Origin of the sequence: Peribacillus phoenicis (assembly GCF_047238085.1) — a bacterium.
Taxonomy (GTDB): domain Bacteria; phylum Bacillota; class Bacilli; order Bacillales; family DSM-1321; genus Peribacillus.
This window is the reverse complement of record NZ_JBDFMF010000001.1, coordinates 2,025,367-2,044,825: the sequence shown is the minus strand read 5'-3', so window position 1 is coordinate 2,044,825 and position 19,459 is coordinate 2,025,367. Positions and strand designations below refer to the sequence as shown.

Here is a 19,459-nt window from a genome sequence, read left to right as displayed (position 1 = left end):
TTATCATTTCGTCATCAACTCAAGCCAGTATTTGTAAAAATTCCTTTGGCTCGCTTCCGTGAATTTATCATCGTAAGCAACACCAGGTCCTATAAAATCAACTGGTTCTCGATGAAGGCCCATTGTATAATTGTAAGTTAGATTCTTTAGGAAAGGCATTGGGCCTTGGGCTGCTTCAGTAATATCCGTAAACACTTCCGTATCATCCTGTTCGAAAATACCGGATGGGCTAAAGGTCAAGATAAATGAATCTCTTGATCTATCTTTCCAATCTTGAGTGGCGTTCTTTTCCACGAGCATCCAAGCGATCACTTCCATTTGATTGTGACCGATTGGCCGCCACATTCTAATAGAAGTGTTGGAGATGAACTGGTCTTTGATTTTTGTATGGGATATTAAAAATGATAAGTTGGGGAAAACGTTTCCAATCATATTCTTTAAGTTTGATAACACTTCATATTGTTCTTCAGACAAATTAGTTTTAAATTCATCTTTCAATTCTTCCGGGAAAGCGAAGTCAGGGTTAGGTGTCCCTAAGTTCAGTCCATGCCCGTTATCCATATGGATTTGAAAACCACGCTTTGAATAGGTAGCATTGGGCACCATGCCCAGTTTTGCAATGGAACCGTGTGTGACCATCGTGTGATAGGAATCACCCACAAAGTTATCGGAACCAACTTTCCAGTTGGATTTAACAATGAATCTTTGCGGGACACCGATAACTTCCATTTCTGCACGTCCTACAAGGATATCCAAATACCATTTAATGTCTCCAAGAAACTCTTCAAGTGGCTCTGCATCTTCATTCCAAGTTCCAAATAAAAGACCTTTATAGGATTCAAGCTTCACTTTGTGAAGGCCCAATTCCGACCGGTCAAGGTTGCCCCCATATATGTCCTTTTGTAATGGCACCCCTACGAGCTCTCCAGTGTTTTTAAAATTAAATCCATGGTAGGGACACGTAAATAATGACTTGTTCCCTTTATCTGCACGGCATAGTTTCATTCCGCGATGGGTGCACATATTATAAAACGCCCTGATTTCCCCTTCAGCATCACGTGTGATGATGAGCGAGTAGCCAGCTAGTTCACGGGTCATGAAGTCTCCTTTGTTGGGTACTTCAGAATCATGACCGATAAAAACCCATGTTTTCAAAAACACTTTTTCATGTTCTATATCATAAACCTTTGGGTCTCCAAGGAGGTATGCAGGTATAACGCCTTCCTCTGGTTTAACCGTTTCGTTCAAATAGTCAACAACTTGCTGTTTCGACATTTCTTCTAAGGATTTTTCAGTTTTAAGCATACTTTTTCTCTCCCTTCCAAGCTTTATATCATAATGCATTACCCGATTTGAACGCTCTTTTCCTTATTTTGCAGAGTCGCCAAAACACTTAATGCCGCTAGATAACTCGTTTTCGGATTATTAGGCATCGGATCATTTTCCACTTCCAGTTTCAGTTTCCCGAACGAACCTGAAGCTTCTATCAGGTGATTGTTTTTTAACACATTTGGATCGGCAATGATTTTCACTTTCGTCTTTTCTGATCCAAGACCAGCCATTGACAGCACAATCGCAACATTAATGTTTCTCGGAAACTGTTTGATTGCTTCTGCAGCAGATCCTTCAAATAATACCGTTTCTTCTGTCACTGAAGCCCCTCCGGGCAATGCGCTTGGCGGTTTTCTTGTGGTGATGCAAACAGATTCAAGGCCATTCACCGCTTTTGCCGATTTAAGTACATCGAGACCTCCAATCGCACCAGACGGAAGGAGAATATTCACGTTATTCATTTTGCAAATCTGATTTGATTGTTCTTCAAAGGCAGTATTCGCCATCACGCCAATGCTGCTAAGCAAGAGATCCTTCCCGCTTTTAAGCACTTTCAATGCATACTCTTCAGCTGCTTCAATCGTTGCTGCCTCTATAACCATATCTACATCGGATTTAAGTAGTTCGTCGACATCACTAAATGACTGTGTCCTGAATTCCTCTGCTAGCTGTGCCGCGACTTCTTCACGGCGGGCATATATCGCAACGATTTTCCCACCTGGAAGAAGTCCGTCGTTATTAATTGCCTGTAGCAGAAATTTCCCGATATTACCGCACCCGATTAAACCTAATTTCATGTAGTTTCATCCTTCCTCAATCAGCAAACCCGTATGAGTCCGCAAAGAATTCCAACCCGCAATGTCTTGTTTCCCGCGAAACCCCACTTTCTTTTAAGCCAGGGAAATCCAGAGCCAAGTCGCTGAAAACGGTATGATTATTATGGAAAACCGCACCAGCTTCAAGGCGATCTGCCATTTCGACAGCGATATCTTCATTTTCGGTCCAAACAGATGCACGCAGCGCAAACTCACTATCATTCGCTAATTTTACAGCTTCATCAATATCATTGAAAGGTAAAATTGGAATGATCGGTCCGAATTGTTCCACTCGAACCAATTCGCTCTGTTGATCGACGCCAGTAATAATGGAAGGAAGCATATAATAACCTTTATCCCAAGTTTCCGGATTCAGCTGAATGCCGGTTGTGATTATATTTCCTCCTGACTTAGCGGTACGTTCGATCAAGCCATTCACAAAATCATATTGTGCTTTATTATTCAATGGACCCATAGTTACATCAGGCTGAATGCCATCACCAATTACCATCCGGCTAAACTCTTTGGTCAGCTTTTCCACAACCTCATCATAACGTGATTCTTGGACATACACTCTTTTTACAGCAGAACAAACCTGACCCGCTGCTCGTAAAATCCCCATCCTCAAACGTTTGATAGCCGCTTCATCCATTTTGGCATCTTCCAAGATGATGGCAGGATCATTGCCGCCAAGTTCCATATATACTTTTTGCAGATTTCCAGCTGATTTCTGCATGATATCTTTTCCGGTTTCCGTACTTCCGACAAACGCCAATGTCCGTACGCGTGAATCAGAACATAGTGTATCGCCGATTGCTTTTCCTGATCCTGAGACTATATTGATGACTCCTGGAGGAAATTGTTCGGCAACTACTTTTAAACAGGTCATAATCGTTAAAGGACAATTAGTTGCAGGTTTTACGACAACGGCATTGCCTGCCAAAACAGCAGGAATGACCCTTTTAAATGTTAATATCATCGGAGAATTCCAAGGTGTGATGATGGCCGTGACACCTCTTGCCCTTCTTCGGATTTGGACTTTTTGATTACCTGGGAGCACTTCAGGCTTCCACCAATCAAGTAACTCTGCTGCACAGCCCTTCATGACTTCAACACAGCGCAGTAAATCCTTTTTTGCTTCAACAAGTGTTTTGCCATTTTCACGTACAAACACTGTAACATTTTCCTCGATAACCTTTGATAGTTCTTCTGCCGCAGTGTTCATCCGGTTAGCCCGTTCCCCGATATCAGAGCGTGACCACGTTTCAAAAGCATTTTCTGCCGCTTCAATCGCGTCATTCACGATTTCTTCAGAGCATTTTGCCACCTGGCCAACTACTTCGGATGTATTTGCCGGATTTATTACATCGACTTTTTCCGGTAATTCTATCCATTCTCCATTAACAAGATAATTTCCTGAAACAAATGGGTATGTCGAAATCATTCTCAATCCTCCTTATAATTTTTTGGGCTTAAATGCTTCCGCAGCTCCTGGCGGTCCGCCAAATGGCTTGGCCATTGGCCCCACAGCTTCCATATCAACAACGATCATTGAAGGTTTACGTCTTTCCTTTGCCTTTTTCAGTTCGGATATGAATTCATCTCCAGAACCAATACGCACTGCATCAAAATGCATGGACTCAGCCAATTTCACAAAATCAGGACTCAATAAATCCACGGCTACCTGCCGACCATATGCGGCTGTTTGAATGTTGCGAAGAACACCATAGCCTGAGTCATCGAACAATACGATGATAACTGGTAAGTTTTCTTCGGCTGCCGTGACCATTTCCCCGACATTCACCATAAACCCTCCGTCTCCAGCCATCAGAACGACGGTTTTATCTTGACACCCCATTTGGGCACCGATTGCTGTTGGAAGACCTTGACCGATTCCGCCGCCTGATGCATGAATCGATGTCCTCGGTTCATAGATTTCAAATAAACGGCTGCCCCAAACGTTTGCCTGTACGGTTACATCACGAACTAAAATGGTATCATCTGGTAATATCTCCCTCATGCCATCTACAAATTGCTCATAAGGTCCAAGCGTTTCCCTGAGTTGGGCGCGCACTTCGTTTCTAAGCGACAGAACTTCTTCTAAATAAGAAGGCTCCGCATGAACTGAATGTTCTTCGAGCTTTTGAATGATGGCAGCTAACATATCTTTTGCATCGCCAACCAAACCTATAGTTGCTTTATAGTTCCGGTTAATAGCCTGCCAATCCGCATCGATCGCTATATGTTCTTGTGGCACCGGCACTTTCCAGTTGGATGTTTCATTCCCCCTAAACCTTACACCCACGCTAATCAATAAATCTGCATTTCTTAAAAACTCTTTAGTTGTTTCATATGCCGCAAAATGTCCGATGCATTGTTCATGGTTTTCTGGAATCGAACCTTTTCCTGACTGACTGGTTATAACCGCTGCACCAAGGATTTCCGCTAATCTTTGCAGCTCTTGCGAAGCATTGGCACTGATGACTCCACCACCGGCCCATATCACTGGACGGCGTGCCCCCACCATTTTTTGCACAGCTTGTTCAGGAATGAATGGAAATGGATTTGTTTCAGATGTTGAAGCTCGTAGCCCTTCCAGTGAAAGATCTTCTATGATCGCCGATTGATAGTCAATGGGAATTTCCAATGTAACCGGACCCGTTGGTGCAGTTAACGCTTCTTCGATCGCCTTCCTTACAACCGCGGCACATTGCTCAGGATTTCTAAGCCTCACTGCATTTTTACAAGCTCCGCTCATCATTGAAAGCTGGTCTTTACACTCATGTATGTACCCTTTGCCTGTACCAAGATAAGAAGAAGCCACCTCACCTGTAAGATGAAGAAGGGGAACACCCGCTGCCCATGCTTCCACCAGGGAACCAGCTGCATTTCCTGCCCCTGTTCCAGTACTGGTAATCACTACACCCAATTTTCCAGTGGCGCGGGCATAGCCATCAGCCATGTTGACGGCACCGCTCTCACCGCGTGAACATATGAGTTTGATGCTCCCTTCTCTAAGAATTGCATCATAGATGGGCATATTGTGAATGCTGACAATCCCGAAAGCAGTTTCAACTCCTGCTTGAACCAGCTCCTTTACGATGGAATCGGCGGTCGTAAACTCTATTTCTTCTTTTATTTTCATCGCGTTATCCTACCTTTTTTAGTAATATATTTATAGTGCCTTTCCGATCGCTCCTGCCGTCTCAATCGTAGAACCCGCTACATAACTTGCTTTGTCTGAAGCAAGGAAAACAATGACGCTGGCCACTTCTTCCGCTTCCCCTACGCGACCGAGGGGGATATTCCGTTTTTTCGCAAGGTCCCGGTAATACTCTTCAGGGTCCATATCAGGGGCATTTTTCAATCTTCTTCGCTCCCATTGATCGGTCCGGATCAATCCAAGACTGACTGAATTGACCAATATATTGTCAAAGGCCAATTCCTGGGACAAGGTTTTGCTTAAATTAAGGAGGCCAGCCCTTGCTGCTGCAGTCGCTACCATATGACGTTCAGGTTCTTTAGCGAGGGTTGCATTAATATTAATAATCCGCCCTCCTCCCCTTTTCACTAAATGAGGATGCGAAGCACGAACGGCATATATGATGGCAAAGAATTTTAACTGAATCTGTTCTTCCCACTGCTCATCCGTTATGTCAAAAAAGTGACCCATCACGCTTTGTCCGGCTGCATTCACCAATATATCGATTCCGCCAAACCTCTCAGCGGTACCATTAATGAAAGAATCCACATCCGATTTTGAGGTGACATCACATGTTGATGCAAAAATATCTGCCTTTTCACCAAATGAGAGCAATTGACTTTGTGCACTTTCCATACGCTCTGCACTTCTGCCGCATATAGCCACTTTCGCTCCTTCAGCTAAAAACATTTCTGCTGTTTTTAATCCCACGCCCGACGTGCCGCCCATAATGACAGCCACTTTTCCTTGCAATCCTAAATCCACTCTCTTCACTCCTTTTCAAAGCCATTTTCCTCAAACGCTGTAACTACGCGCAAGAATAATGGGAGGAAATCAAAATCCTCCTCATTTTTCCGCCATGACAGAACCATCTATATGAGAATCAACCCAGCCTGCATCGGGATCGCCTCCCATTGCTTTGCGGGCTTCAGGTTTCGGCGGCCCTGCAATTCCCCACTGGTCCATTAAATGCGGGACCCGTTTCCATACTCGTGCTCTCCACTCAGATTCATCTTCGATCGTTTCCAGATAACATGTATACTCCATAACAAAACCGCCTGGGTCTTGAAAATAACAGAAAATATTGTCTCCAGGCCCATGACGTCCAGGTCCCCAAAGTTCTGAAAAGCCCGCTTTTCGCACATTGCTTATTCCTCGCATCAGTTCATCCACGGAATCGACCTCGTATGCGATATGATTGACTGACGCATGCTCATCTTGATTGAAGGCAATTGAGTGATGTTTCCTGTTGCATCGCAGGAATGACATTTGGTGCTCACTCCAATCAGTGACTTTAAAACCAAGTACATCCGTATAAAACTCAACGATCATATCTAAGTTCTTCGTGTTCATTACAACATGATTCAATTTCACTGGGTCAACATTTTTCTTGCTCCAAATAGACGTTTGCACTTCCACCCAAGCCGAAAGCTCGATCACGCGGTTTTCCGGATCAATTAACCGGAGGCCATAACCGGCACCTGCTTCATCCAAATATCCAGGTGGTTCAATAATTCGAACGCCCTTCGATTGTAATATCCCTGCTGCACGGTCCACCGCATTTTTATCGACCATGCCAAAAGCTATATGATGCAAGCCACGTTTTTCTCCCTTGTGAAGGCTTAAAATATGATGTTCCGGTCCAGCCCCGCGGAAATAAACCGTATTCTCCTCTTCCGGAACATCCACTCTATCAAGTCCCCAAACCTTTTCATAAAACTCTGCTTGATCGTCGAAATTCGGAGTTATCATGCTTATATGTCGTAAATGAGTAATCCCAAGCATTTTTTATACCTCCCATAATTTAATGACTTTAAATAAATTGAATTGGCCATATTTAACAATCTAATCGAAAAGGGCGCCTCATTAATTTTCATAATGCAGGTGCCCTTTAAGCTAAATGATCACTCTTTAATGATGGCTTCTCTTTCTTTAGCGCGTTGTTTACGCAGTTCTTCGAGGTCACTGCCTTCAGGATAAGTCGGCAAGTTAGGTTTTACTGCCCCTAGCATCACGAGCATGCGCGCTTCCACATCACCGTCATTCCTAATTCCCCGATAAACCCCTGGTGGGCTGCTGATGCAATCTCTCGCACTTAATTTAATTTCATGCACTTCACTGTAGCTATCCTCTTGAATTAATGCCGTGACTTCACCCTCAAGAATGAAAAACACTTCTTCAACATCGTCGTGAAGGTGCAAAGGACCGATACATCCCGGAGGAAGCACCATAGTACTTAAAGTGAAATGTACACCTGCAATTACATTCGTATCGTTATTGGCAGTCGCACCACGTCCGATATATCTCATCTGTGCGCGTCTATAAGCGGGATCAATTTCTTCTTGGAACTTCAAGACATTCCAATCAAGAGTACGGTCTTTCAATCGGGCAACATATTTTTTTTCAAAATCCTTCACTGAGAAAGTTTCTTTTGTCATTTTAAAATTCCTCCCTTATTTGTTGTTTCTTAACTGAGTTATGTTTCATAAGCAAAACATTGTTTTGTCTATGAATTAAGTCTAAAATGAAAACGCTTCATTGTCAACGAATTTTTAGAATATTTAAAACTATTTTTATAATCCGAACGCTCTCCATTATGGGATAAACTTGTAACGATTTGCTTTTCTTAACACAAAAAGTGTGGATTCCCTATTGGGAGATCCACACTTTCGAAAGAGGTTATTCATTTATCAATAGATTTAAATTGTTCAGACATCTTCGTGTTGATAAGGCTTAACCCCGCTATATCCCATATAAACGGATAACTGCCGAGAAACTTCCAACAGTTTCGGCAAGGCAATTTTATCGATGAAATCCTCCTGGTAAGCAGACTCTGTTGCCACGACATTCAAGGCAGCCAACACTTTCCCAGTCCTGTCAAAAATCGGGGCTGCAACGGAACGGATGCCAGGGTGAAATTCCCCGCTTGTCATCGAATAACCATTTTGCCGAATCGATTCCAGCTGTTTTTGAAATTCACCAGGCGCGGTGAGTGTTCTGTCTGTATAAGGAGTCAGGTTTGAGATTTTGAACATTTGCATTAGCATTTCTTTCGGTTGATATGCCAAAAGTAATTTTCCATTGGCCAAAGCATGTGCCGGCAGCCGCAAACCTATGTTCACATTGACAGCTGATACACCTCTGATCGGGGCACTTCCAACATAAACAACTTCCTGTCCATCTAAAATGGACAGATGACAGGAGGCTCCGATTTCATCACGTAAGGTCTCCATATAAGGCTGGACAATTTCCTGGAATTTCAAGCTATTCAAATAGCTGAATCCCAATTCAAGAACCTTTGGCGTTAAACTATAACGTTTGGTATGTTCATCCTGAGACAAGTAACCAATATTTTGTAATGTGAATAATAAACGATATGGTACTGTTCTGCTTACTCCCAGTTGTTTTGCTATTTCTGAAAGAGACAAGCTCGGCTGTACTTCATTAAAGAGCTTAATGATTTCCAACCCTCTAACCAATGAATTAGCACTATATTTCTCTTTCTCTTTTTCTTCGCTTGCCATTCGAGTATTCCCCCCGTTGTGAATAAATCTCATTTTCTCCTGACTATAACCATTCAGAAAAGCTTTCTTCATACCTAGAAAGAAGAACTTGCAGAATATGTACATTTTTTTCTGATTGTTCATTTGGTGAATGTTTTTGATGCATACTTCAATGGTTGCCTGCTTTCTTTTGCTTCCTTAACTAGACAGGAACTTTTTGCGCCAGTAGCTGCGCACTGCCCTCTGCTTTACAAGTTCATCCGACCATATTTCGATGGATTGTAATCAATTCAGAAGTTTCCGTTTACTTTCTTTCATGCTAACAACAGCTGGCCCACGAGTCACATCAGATATAATCAACGCTTTCACAGCTTCCGGAAAACGGCTAGTAAAAGCCTAGAGCGATAACCAAGCTGGTGTCTTCAAGCGCTATTCCTTATCCCTATTCCTGATAATGAATCGGGCAGTACTGCAAATTGGCAACCATTTCTACCTCACAATCCTTTACTCTTCATGTATAAATAGAATAGTGTATATGTGTCAATTAAAGCATATTTACATATATAAAACTATTTGGAAGGCCTAGCTTAATTGACTTATCAATAGAAAAGCTTGTTGTTTTATAACCAAATATAACCAATTACACAAGTAAAAACAAATGAAGCATTTTAATACGTCGATATTCTCTGCCAAATCACGGAATTTTCCAATATTAAGTATTTCATATACAAAACAATATAAATGAATTATAGATTTTCCTGATTTCAAATTCAATATCAACAAGTCAGAATTATTAATAATTTGATAATAATTTGTTTTTTTGACACAAAGAATTAGATTTACATCCATTATAAGTCCTGGCTTAATAGAGATCCACCTCTCAATAGGATGAAACAGAGTTCATTTTTTAACTGAAAGCGCTTATAAGATTATTTATTCTAAAAATAGAAAATTATCTAAATATTAAATTGACAATCAAATTATTTTAATTTATCGTTAAGAAAGTAAAACTTTGTTTTCCTTACAAAACACTTCTGTTCCTTTTTATCTATCAAAATTATAAAGAAAGGCGGGAAAATCAAAACTAGTACCTTTCTAAAGGGATAACCGTAAAACACTTATTCTCACATGTAAGTGTTTTAAGGAATGCTAAAAAGCGATAAGGAGATGGTATTATGTTAAATGGGCAAAAAAGATGGTTGTATATTGCCGTTCCAATTTTTTTCTTTTGGTTTTTCGGACAAATTGATAAAGTTGGCATTTCCATCATTCAAACAGATCCGGAATTCTTGCATGCACTCGGTATGACTGGTGATGACAAAAATGCAAAGATCGGTCTTCTATCATTTGTATTCACCATTGCTTATGGAGTTTCAAATCTTTTTTGGGGCTTCATCATTGATAAATTAGGTGCCCGTAAAACAGCCATCGGCGGTTTATTCATTTGGACACTCACGATGATCACGTCAGGCCTGGCAAATTCATATGAAATGTTTTTAATAAGCAGGATCATTCTTGGTTTTGGTGAGGGGATGATGATTCCGGTTTCCGGAAAATTCATTTCTAACTGGTTTAATAAACGCGAATTGGGAAGGGCCCAGGCATCTTGGCTTACCGGAAACTATTTAGGACCGGCAATGGGAGCCATTTTCTTGGTGCTCGTGATATCTTTACTCCACTGGCAAGCAGCTTTCTTTATGCTTGCAGCTTTCAACTTATTTATAAATATCCCGATGTTCATCTTCATGACGAGGAATACACCAGAAGAGCACCCCCGGATAAGTAAGGAAGAATTGGCTTTCATTCGCCAAACGGATGATGAAATGAAAGAAACCACCTCCTCCGAGAACAAGAAGAGTTTCGCCCAAGATTATCGTTTCTGGATTGTTTGGTTCGGCATGCTCGTATGCTCCTTTTTATTTTTCGGAATCAGCATTTGGCTTCCTACCTACCTCATTGAGGCAAAAGGGTTCGAAAAGGAAGGAATGTCGAGCATTACTTCACTTTCCTGGCTATTCGCTTTAGGATTTGTCTTGGCATGCGGTTTTCTGGCTGACAAAACCAGACGTCCAAGTTTGATGGCCACGATTCTATTTTCATTGACGGCTGTCTTTTTGACTGTAGCTGTCTTCATCCCCAATCCTATTTTGGCAGGACTATGTATGGGACTGGCAATGGGATGTCAAGGCGGTGTGTTCCATCTAAGTAATATGCTCATGGTAAAATACTCAACACCTGAAACTGCAGGACGAGCCGCTGGTCTAATTGGATTCACGAATATCATGGGCGGCTTTTCGAGCTATATCATGGGATGGCTTCGTGACTTGTCTGGCGGGGACTTCAGTTCATCGATCGCCATGCTGATTTTTACAGCCATCTTAGGTTTGGCAGCTTATTTATTCTCCATTAAGAGAGAATCCGCAGAACTGCGCTTATCACCATTAACTGTACAAAAGATACAAGCATGAAGTCGTTGCAAAATCAGTTTTATCACCTAAATCAACAAAAAAACCCTTGAATTATCAAGGGTTTTTTTGTGCAGACTTAACAGCAAGTCGGTACAATACCGTTCTTTTTGCATTTCCCGATAAAATTTTCCACCGCTTACTCCGAATCACTCCTTTATTTGTATAAATATGTCGATAGTTAAAATATTCAAAAAATGATATTTTTTTGAATGCCCATGTTATATTGTTAATGGAAAAAAATACTTGTCAAGTAAGGTGAGTGTGTGAATATAGAAGTTTTAATTCTCCATTATATTCAGGAAAAACGTCAAAAGCCTAACCATGCCAATGAATTATTGGATTATATTCAGAATGAATATGTAAACGGGAAGCTGTCAATCTTGCAATATAGAAGTCTCTGTCAGGACTTATATCTTCGAGGAGCCAAACAAACGTCTCCTGGATGAAACTACACCCTTGTCACTAGTCATACTACTTCCAATTGTGAATGAATTTAGTTTCTGTTTTTTCCGCAACGACCTATCTTTAAGAGTAAAGCCGTTCATTTTATAACTAAATAAAAGCCTCCGTGATCTGTCACCCCAAGACAGTTCACGGAGGTAAATGCTACTTAATCAGGGATTGCAGAAATTTTCTTTAATTAAATGAATATATCGAAAATTAAAACCAAGCCGAATGCCACGAAGGATAGTAAGGTTTCCATGACTGTCCAAGTTTTGAAAGTTTCTTTAACGGTTAATCCCATGTATTCTTTTACTAACCAGAAACCGGCGTCATTAACATGGGAGAACATAAGTGAGCCTGCTCCCGTGGCAATAACGAGTAATTCAAGATTAACACCCGTCATATTGGCAACGACCGGCGAAACGATCCCTGCTGCCGTAGTCAAAGCGACGGTTGCAGAACCTGTGGCAATCCGAATCAGTCCGGCCACAAGAAATGCAAGAACGATCGGTGATAAAGAAATTTCTTCAGACATGGAAGCGATTGCAGTCCCTACTCCACTATCAATTAAAATTTGCTTGAATCCTCCGCCAGCACCGATAATAAGAATTATGGAAGCTAATGGCAATAAGCATTCTTCCGTCAACTTTTTAATTAGTGATTTGTCCATACCCTGTCTGTAGCCCAAGAAATAGTAAGCTGCAAAACAGGAGATTAATAGGGCGATCACTGGACTTCCGATAAACAATAAGAATTTTTCAATGGCACCCGGTATCGGCACATAAGGCGCCACTACCGTTAAAACCATCAACAATACCGGCAAAAGGATGATGAAGAACGAAACTCCAGTGCCTGGTAATCCACTTGACTTTGTTTCCACCCGGATCAATTCCGGTTCTCCAACAGGAATGACCCGTTTATGAATCCATCTTGCGAATAGAGGTCCCGCAATTACAGCAGTCGGGAATGCGATGATCAATGAGTACAGAAGTACTTGTCCCATGTTAGCATTATAAATTCCAATGGCTGTCATGGCTCCAGGATGCGGAGGTACCAGCCCATGTACGATCGATAAACCAGCAAGTACTGGAATACCAATTAACAAGATGTTCACTTTGGTAGATTTCCGAATGGAAATGACCAAAGGCAGCAATATTACTAAACCAACCTCGAAAAATACGGGAATGCCGATGATGAAACCAGATAAAAGCATGGCCCATGGCAGTTTTTTCACGCCGAATTTATTAATGAAAAAGTCAGCAACCTGCATCCCGGCTCCAGAGTCGGACATCATCTTTCCTAAGATGGTCCCTAAGGCCAATATTCCAATAAGGTGACCTAGGACAGCTCCGACACCCGTTTCATAAGCTCCGACAATCTTGTCCATTGGCAGTCCAGAAAAAACCGCTAAAAATAAACTGGCTACAGTCAAGCTAATGAATGCATGCCATTTCCACCATGATACCCCCAAAATAACTATTACGATTGCTATCAGCGTGATTCCTAATAAATATAGATCCATATGTTCTCCCCATTCCCAAGAAATCGCTTACAATCAAACCAATACAATAAATGGGATTATTGTACCGGCTCGTTATATGTCACAATGTAGTTCTGTTTAGCCGTGTTGTAATATCCTTCACTGTATTCCATAACATTTCCGTCCCCATCACTGGAAATCCGAATCCTCTTTAGTACTGGACTATTGTTTTCGATTTTCAGTGTTTCGCAAATGTGATCCGGAGCGATAGCAACGGCAAACTCATCTCTGAATATTTCAAGTTTGACGTTTTGATCTTCCAAAAAGCGGTACAAAGAATTGATTTGGACCTCTTCTATCTCTTCTTGGTTTAAATCAAGTGAAACATAATGTGTAAAGTAAATATAAGGTTCATTGTCCAATAAATATATCCGTTCGATACTTAAGCAATGGTCACCAAATAAAGAATGCAGCTTAGAGTCTGAAGAAAGGTCAACATGACTTATGTTTAACACCTTTTTTAAAATGGAGTGCCCTTCCTCCACCAACAGCTCTGTGAAACGCTTTCCTTTTGAAAGTTTGACAATCGAACCATTAGCTATGACTCTAGTGCCTTTGCCGCTTTTCTTTTCAACATACCCTTCTTGAACTAGTTCTTTGATTGCATTTCGGACAGTTACCTTACTTACGTTAAATTCTTCTTCCAAAAGAGGCTCAGAGGGAATGTTTGTGTCGATGGCATAAACCCCATGTAAAATACGATCCTTTAATATTTCTTTTATCTGTAAATACATCGGTCCATTTTTTCTGTTCACATTCATTCCTAATCTCCTGCCTTTATCTCTTAATATCTTCCATTTTACCTTCCATTGCCGAGAGTATCTCCTTTTCGGTTGCCAAAGGAGTATCTCCAACGACAGTACATGCCAGCATTCCTGATACAGCCGCAAACCGAACTGTCTTTTCAGGGGAATATCCTAGCAATTCGCCATGCAGGATTCCGCTGGTGTAGGCATCGCCTGAACCTATTCTATCATATACGGAAAATGATAAGATATCGGAAAAGTAAAATGTCTCTTCCTTGTATATATACCCCCTCAATGTATGGCTATTATCACTGTTGATCGAACGATGTGTCCCTGCTATCGATTGAATATTGAATTTCTTGGCCACTTCAGGGATCAACTCAATAAGCTGCTCTTCCCTTGTGGAGCTTTCTGACTTCATTCCTAAAATATATAGGGCGTCTTTCTCATTCATCATGACGATATCAGCCAAAGAAAGCATTTCTTCATAATGAGGCTTTGCGTCAGCGTAACCTCCCTCCCATAAAGAGGGACGGTAATTGCAATCGAAACAGACTGTACCGCCTCTTTCTTTGACTTTTCCAGCCAGCGCCTTCATACTTTCCCGTACATTTTCCGCCATTGCGAGCGTGATTCCGCAAAAATGGATGATATCCGTACTTTCTGAAATCATATCCATATCATAATCGGATAAGGTGGCTGTATTAAAACTGCTTTCCAGTCGATTGGAATATGTGACACGGCTCGCCCGCTGTCCAAATCCATTTTCCAAAAAGTACATCCCCATGTATTTGCCGCCTCTAGAGATGAAGTTCCTTCCAATTCCTAAGCGCTGCAAAGCTGAAATCGATGAATCCCCAAGTGGGTTATCCGGTAACTTGGTCACAACATACCCATCATGTCCTAGTTTTGTCATCGCAGAAGCTACGTTTACTCCCGTGCCCGAAAAGGAGTATTGCAGAGTGTTAGCCTGTGATAGCAATTCATACCCTGGTACCTGCAAACGCATCATAACTTCCCCGAATGCCACAATCCTTTTAGGCATATTTTTCAACCATTTTTTTTGTTATGGCCAATAATTTCCGTACATCCTCCCCATTCGTTTTACCAGTCTCTTCATCGATGATGGAAGAATATACATGGGGAATGACTTTAGGCACTTTTGCTTCTAATGCAATTTCTAATATGGTCTCGAAATTACTTAAATCGATTCCACCTGTCGGTTCCAATGCAAACCCCTCTTCACCACAAGCTTTTGCAACAGCACGATATTCATCTTCATGCTTCAGGCCTTTCATCGGAAAGTATTTTAATGCATTTCCTCCCATATCGCGAACAAGCGCAATGGCAGCTTTGATAGGCACAATGGCAGTTTCACTTGCACCTGCACTTACTGGACCAGTGGAGATATTCACATAACCGACTTTCCCAGTTGGAGAAACAAGTGAATTTATCCAACTATCCTTCTCGCCTAAATTGGCCCTCGTAGCACCAACAGCCGGAAAAACCTGGTTAATATGACTGCCTGGATAGTATTTTGCTATTTCTGCGACAACTGCTGCCTGTCTATTATCGCCCGCGCCCAATCCTATTGAAACGGCCTCATCAATGGCTTCCCCGTATTCTTTCATTGCTGTAACACCAGCTTCCACAGTTGGATAATCCTTTGAGAGTACGCCAACCAATACATGGCCTTCCGCTGCTTCAAAGACTTCCACTGCATTTTCTACACTATTTGCAAGTACATTTAAGGCTACACGATCATTCAATAACCGTTTGTTTATATTTGTCATCCTTGTTTTCCTCCTAATATGGTTCTTAATTGTGCTTCAATGACATTTATATCATCACCTTGCAATGGACGCGGATCTATATCGAAAAAGCCTTGCCGTATCCCATAATCACGTGTATAAATGGCAATATCCCCATTTCTGAGCTGCTCGTTCACTTCTTTCGCCGTTGTTTCCGTTATCAAAGGATCAATGGAAATACGGGCTCTATATATGGCTCGGCCGGCTTCATCCTGCACTATCGTTACTTTTACGCCATCAATGGAGTCAAGTGATGTGAGAACTTGTAAACTAGCTTTTTCTTTTTCGCTATTATCTATCTTGACAAAATACTCATCCAATGCCTGAAGCAGCCCAAAGGTAGTTTCCTTTCCAACCTTCATGCTCCTTCCGATACAGTGCAGTTGAACCTTTACCCATTCGATATATTTTTTTCTGCCAGCAACGATACCTGACGTGGGTCCTTCAATGGCTTTTGATCCACTATAGATCGCCAAGTCGGAGAATTGTACATATTTTTCCAAATCCTCCTCAGCTGCTGCATCGACAATCAGAGGGATACTATTCTTTTTGGCCACTTCCCACGCTTCTTCGACCGATATCATATTTTTCTGAACAGCATGATGCGATTTCACATATAAAATGGCGGCAGTATTTTCATTAATGGCATCCGCAATATGTTCTGCCTTCCCTTCGTTTGCATACCCAACTTCAACCAATTTTCCGCCACCAAGGTAAATCATGGTTTCAACCGGTGCACCATACTGAACGTTATGGCCTTTCAGCATGATGATTTCATTCTTTTGAATAAGATCTTGATGAAGCCTTTCACTTTTCCTTCTGTTTCCTTCAGTCACGATCGCCGCTACAGAAAGCGCAATTCCACTTGATGCTGAGTTTACGACGACCGCTGCTTCAGAATGAAGCAAATTCGCTATATGCTGGCCTGACTTATCGACTAAATCAGAAATTTCAACATAATTTTGCCCACCTTTTTTCATCGCGTCCATCACTGTGTCAGTTGGGGCAGAAACCCCCAATATGCTCATTCTTCCGCTTGCATTGATGACTCTTTTCAAACCGTATTTAGCGTTCAATGAATTCTCCATTTATAACCACTCCTTTTACAACAACTCTTTTTTCTGCCATCCTTTTTTCACCTTCGGAATCCAATAAAAGAGTCGGCTCTTTCTCGATCGAGAATAAGGTCAAGTTCGCAATATCCCCAGTTGAAATCCTGCCAAGCTCTGGTTTATGCAACCAAGCTGCTGCATTGACCGTAACGGCATCTATTACCTCTTTTAATGGATAACCGAGGTACAAAAATTTTGTTAGCACATTTGCCATATTAAAAACTGGCCCATTCTCTCTGTTTTTCCGATATATATCCGTACTGATCGTATTGAAGCGGATTCCCCGCTTTTTCGCCATTTCGGCAGTTTTAAAAGAAAAGCTTGCCGTTCCATGACCTACATCCAAATGGACACCACGTTCAATCGCCTTACTGAACTCAGGCAGCGGCTCTTCTCTTACATCAAATAAATTATTCGCTTTACCATTTAAAAAATGGGTAATAATGTCCTTTTCCTCAAGTAATTCAAGGACTTCCTTAATATCAGGTGGCCCTGAACCGATATGGACCATTAATGGTAAACCAGTTTCAGCCGAGAACTTCCTTGCGATTTTTAATGGCTCGACACCATTTGGACCAACCACACTTTTACTTATTCTCGCTTTAAGTCCAACGACAAAATCCTCGTACTTGGAAATTGCCTTCCTTAATTCCCCTTCGTCCAGCCATGAAATATCCGATAACTCATCAATCCTTTTCAATCCAATCCGCGAAATATTCAGAAAGGCGAAAACATTCGTTTTGGAATTTTCACAACTGCTAACCAGATCAGATATCCTATCTGCCCCCGTGCTTCCTGCATCAATGACCGTTGTTACACCAGTTTTATATCCAATTTCATCAACTTCATCACCATAAGGATCGAATTCCGGGAAAGCATGTACATGCATATCAATCCATCCGCTAGAAACATAAACTTTTTGATCATAATCTAATATCTTATCTCCTGTTGCAGTTCCGGGTAGTGCGATTTCTTTAATCATCCCATTTTCCAGTATGATATCCGCTGCATTTCCCTCTAACATCTTTACATTCTTCAGAACTAACGTATCTGTCATTTCCCTCATCCTTTTCCGTACATCCTATCGATTGCAAGTACTTTGTATACGGTTACACTGAATTGTGTAAGAATTCATTACATTTCTCTTTACAAAAATAGATTATCATATTTTGCCGAACTAATCAATATAACGTTATAATGTTTAAATTAAATTTACAGAATTTTTAATAGATCATCGTTTGTTTTTCGATGTGCTTCTAGTTTCTTCATATAATATGATCTCATTAGGTTTATTTAAATTTTTCGTGCTTTTCATAAAAAAAGGCGGGACGAAAAACAATCTGTTTTTCCTCCCGCCTTTTATTTTTAACGAATTCACAAAATCCATTTATGAAAGTTCCCACTCTAATTATCCGGAAATAATGATTTTTTTATAAAAACTAACACTAAGTCAGAATAAAGACTAATGGGATTAAAGGGTTTGAACGGTTCCTCCAGACACCGCTAAAGGACCCCTTTTGTCTCCAAACCGAATAATTAGATTCTTTTTTTCTTTTTATTCAACCATATAATTAATCCAATTATTGCTATAAATAAAATTAATAGGTCTATGTTGTACATAGAAAATAAATTTCGACCAGCTATTATTACTGAGGACATCCTGATTATAAAACCTAGACATATAGAAATAAGTACAATTTTCACTGTTTTAAAACTTTTTTCCTTATTTTCCATATTTATCTTGACCTCCTACATATAGTTATATAGTATGATATTATACCAAATTTTCAAAAAAGTATAACGGAGTGTTATGAAAATGAAGAAAAAGTCCTTATTTTTAATACTAATAATAAGTTTATTAGTATTCTCACATGTCCCCAATACATTGGCCGAAGAGAAAAATGAAACAATACCTTCATCAACAGTCACCCCCATTGTGGAAGTCAAATTAATTAGTGATGATGTTATACAAATACAACCAACAGCAAGCATCATTGAAATGAGCAAACCTATTGCTCATCAAGCTAAACTAACAAATACCCAATTAGGAAAGATGGTAAAGGCTCATCAAAAGGGAACAACATGGTTAAGCATCGTAAGTACTCTTGTGTTTGCAGGTGGCCCAACCGCACCAGCAGGAGTAGCTACTGCACTGGCATCAGCACTTGCTGGCAGTCCTAATAGTTTAATAGCAGCATATTATTCCGGAAAACATGCTTATCATGTATCAGTCTATGCTAGTGGTAAAAAACCAAGTTTATCTAAAATAACGTATATATATTACACTAAGTCAAATCTTTCATTTAGAAGCCCTCGTTAATTAATCTATCCCGCTCCTAGTATTACAGAGGAAATGGCGCTTTCCATGATTATAAAAAACCAAGAATGCTTATTTAAATGCATTCTTGGTCTTGGTAATTGCAATACTTCATTTGATTTTCTTTTTATGACATTCACTTAATATATATCCCGTTCCTATGAAAGCC

The 19,459-nt window shown here is 40.8% G+C and carries 17 protein-coding genes; 3 read left to right on the top strand and 14 right to left on the bottom strand.

All coding sequences use genetic code 11. The features are described 5' to 3' along the window. Positions 1-3: 3 nt before the first annotated feature. The 8 genes from ABC374_RS09865 to ABC374_RS09830 form a co-directional block, all read right to left on the bottom strand. Positions 4-1,305 (bottom strand): aromatic ring-hydroxylating oxygenase subunit alpha, encoded by a 1,302-nt coding sequence (locus ABC374_RS09865; RefSeq protein ID WP_350302499.1) that lies wholly within the window; start codon positions 1,303-1,305, stop codon positions 4-6. Between the two features lie 38 nt (positions 1,306-1,343). Beyond that, positions 1,344-2,129, bottom strand: coding sequence for an aspartate dehydrogenase (gene nadX, locus ABC374_RS09860; RefSeq protein WP_413017380.1), 786 nt, complete (start codon positions 2,127-2,129; stop codon positions 1,344-1,346). A 16-nt stretch (positions 2,130-2,145) separates the two neighbouring features. Further along, a complete protein-coding gene (locus ABC374_RS09855; protein ID WP_413017378.1) occupies positions 2,146-3,591 on the bottom strand; it encodes an aldehyde dehydrogenase family protein in 1,446 nt (481 codons plus the stop codon). A gap of 12 nt (positions 3,592-3,603) precedes the next feature. Continuing rightward, a complete protein-coding gene (locus ABC374_RS09850) occupies positions 3,604-5,292 on the bottom strand; it encodes a thiamine pyrophosphate-binding protein (protein ID WP_413017376.1) in 1,689 nt (562 codons plus the stop codon). A 30-nt stretch (positions 5,293-5,322) separates the two neighbouring features. Further along, positions 5,323-6,114, bottom strand: coding sequence for an SDR family oxidoreductase (locus ABC374_RS09845; RefSeq protein ID WP_413017374.1), 792 nt, complete (start codon positions 6,112-6,114; stop codon positions 5,323-5,325). 81 nt (positions 6,115-6,195) lie between these two features. After that, positions 6,196-7,134: a VOC family protein gene (locus ABC374_RS09840; protein ID WP_350302495.1), complete on the bottom strand. Its 939-nt coding sequence runs from the start codon at positions 7,132-7,134 to the stop codon at positions 6,196-6,198. Positions 7,135-7,253: 119 nt separating this feature from the next. Further along, the gene (locus ABC374_RS09835; protein WP_350302494.1) at positions 7,254-7,787 is read right to left on the bottom strand and encodes a cupin domain-containing protein; all 534 of its coding nucleotides are present in this window, start codon (positions 7,785-7,787) and stop codon (positions 7,254-7,256) included. Positions 7,788-8,057: 270 nt separating this feature from the next. Further along, entirely contained in the window at positions 8,058-8,873 is an 816-nt protein-coding gene (locus ABC374_RS09830) for an IclR family transcriptional regulator (RefSeq protein ID WP_350302493.1), read from the bottom strand. Positions 8,874-10,027: 1,154 nt separating this feature from the next. On the opposite strand from ABC374_RS09830, the gene ABC374_RS09825 reads away from it, so the two are divergent. Together ABC374_RS09825 and yppF are read left to right on the top strand one after the other, a co-directional pair. Beyond that, positions 10,028-11,320 (top strand): MFS transporter, encoded by a 1,293-nt coding sequence (locus ABC374_RS09825; RefSeq protein ID WP_350302492.1) that lies wholly within the window; start codon positions 10,028-10,030, stop codon positions 11,318-11,320. Between the two features lie 263 nt (positions 11,321-11,583). Further along, positions 11,584-11,766 (top strand): YppF family protein, encoded by a 183-nt coding sequence (gene yppF, locus ABC374_RS09820; protein WP_214746539.1) that lies wholly within the window; start codon positions 11,584-11,586, stop codon positions 11,764-11,766. A gap of 194 nt (positions 11,767-11,960) precedes the next feature. Here the strand turns inward: yppF and ABC374_RS09815 are convergent, their stop codons facing one another. From ABC374_RS09815 to ABC374_RS09790, 6 genes are read right to left on the bottom strand one after another with little or no spacing between them, the layout of a single operon-like run. Beyond that, complete coding sequence (locus ABC374_RS09815) at positions 11,961-13,286, bottom strand: GntT/GntP/DsdX family permease (RefSeq protein ID WP_350302491.1); 1,326 nt, start codon at positions 13,284-13,286, stop codon at positions 11,961-11,963. 56 nt (positions 13,287-13,342) lie between these two features. Continuing rightward, positions 13,343-14,065 carry a GntR family transcriptional regulator gene (locus ABC374_RS09810; RefSeq protein ID WP_101221927.1) on the bottom strand — a complete coding sequence of 241 codons (723 nt, stop codon included), beginning with the start codon at positions 14,063-14,065 and terminating at the stop codon, positions 13,343-13,345. 16 nt (positions 14,066-14,081) lie between these two features. Further along, positions 14,082-15,095: a sugar kinase gene (locus tag ABC374_RS09805; RefSeq protein ID WP_413017370.1), complete on the bottom strand. Its 1,014-nt coding sequence runs from the start codon at positions 15,093-15,095 to the stop codon at positions 14,082-14,084. Then, positions 15,088-15,843, bottom strand: a complete 756-nt coding sequence (gene dagF, locus ABC374_RS09800; protein WP_377419380.1) for a 2-dehydro-3-deoxy-phosphogluconate aldolase — start codon at positions 15,841-15,843, stop codon at positions 15,088-15,090. Before dagF ends, ABC374_RS09805 begins: the two co-directional genes overlap by 8 nt. Next, on the bottom strand, positions 15,840-16,949 hold the full coding sequence (locus ABC374_RS09795) for a DgaE family pyridoxal phosphate-dependent ammonia lyase (protein WP_413017368.1): 1,110 nt from the start codon (positions 16,947-16,949) through the stop codon (positions 15,840-15,842). Before ABC374_RS09795 ends, dagF begins: the two co-directional genes overlap by 4 nt. Next, a complete protein-coding gene (locus ABC374_RS09790; protein ID WP_413017366.1) occupies positions 16,927-18,030 on the bottom strand; it encodes an amidohydrolase/deacetylase family metallohydrolase in 1,104 nt (367 codons plus the stop codon). The genes ABC374_RS09795 and ABC374_RS09790 overlap by 23 nt, the downstream gene beginning before the upstream one ends. A 759-nt stretch (positions 18,031-18,789) precedes the next feature. Here ABC374_RS09790 and ABC374_RS09785 point away from each other — a divergent pair. Continuing rightward, positions 18,790-19,293, top strand: a complete 504-nt coding sequence (locus ABC374_RS09785) for a hypothetical protein (protein WP_413017364.1) — start codon at positions 18,790-18,792, stop codon at positions 19,291-19,293. Positions 19,294-19,459: the final 166 nt, after the last annotated feature.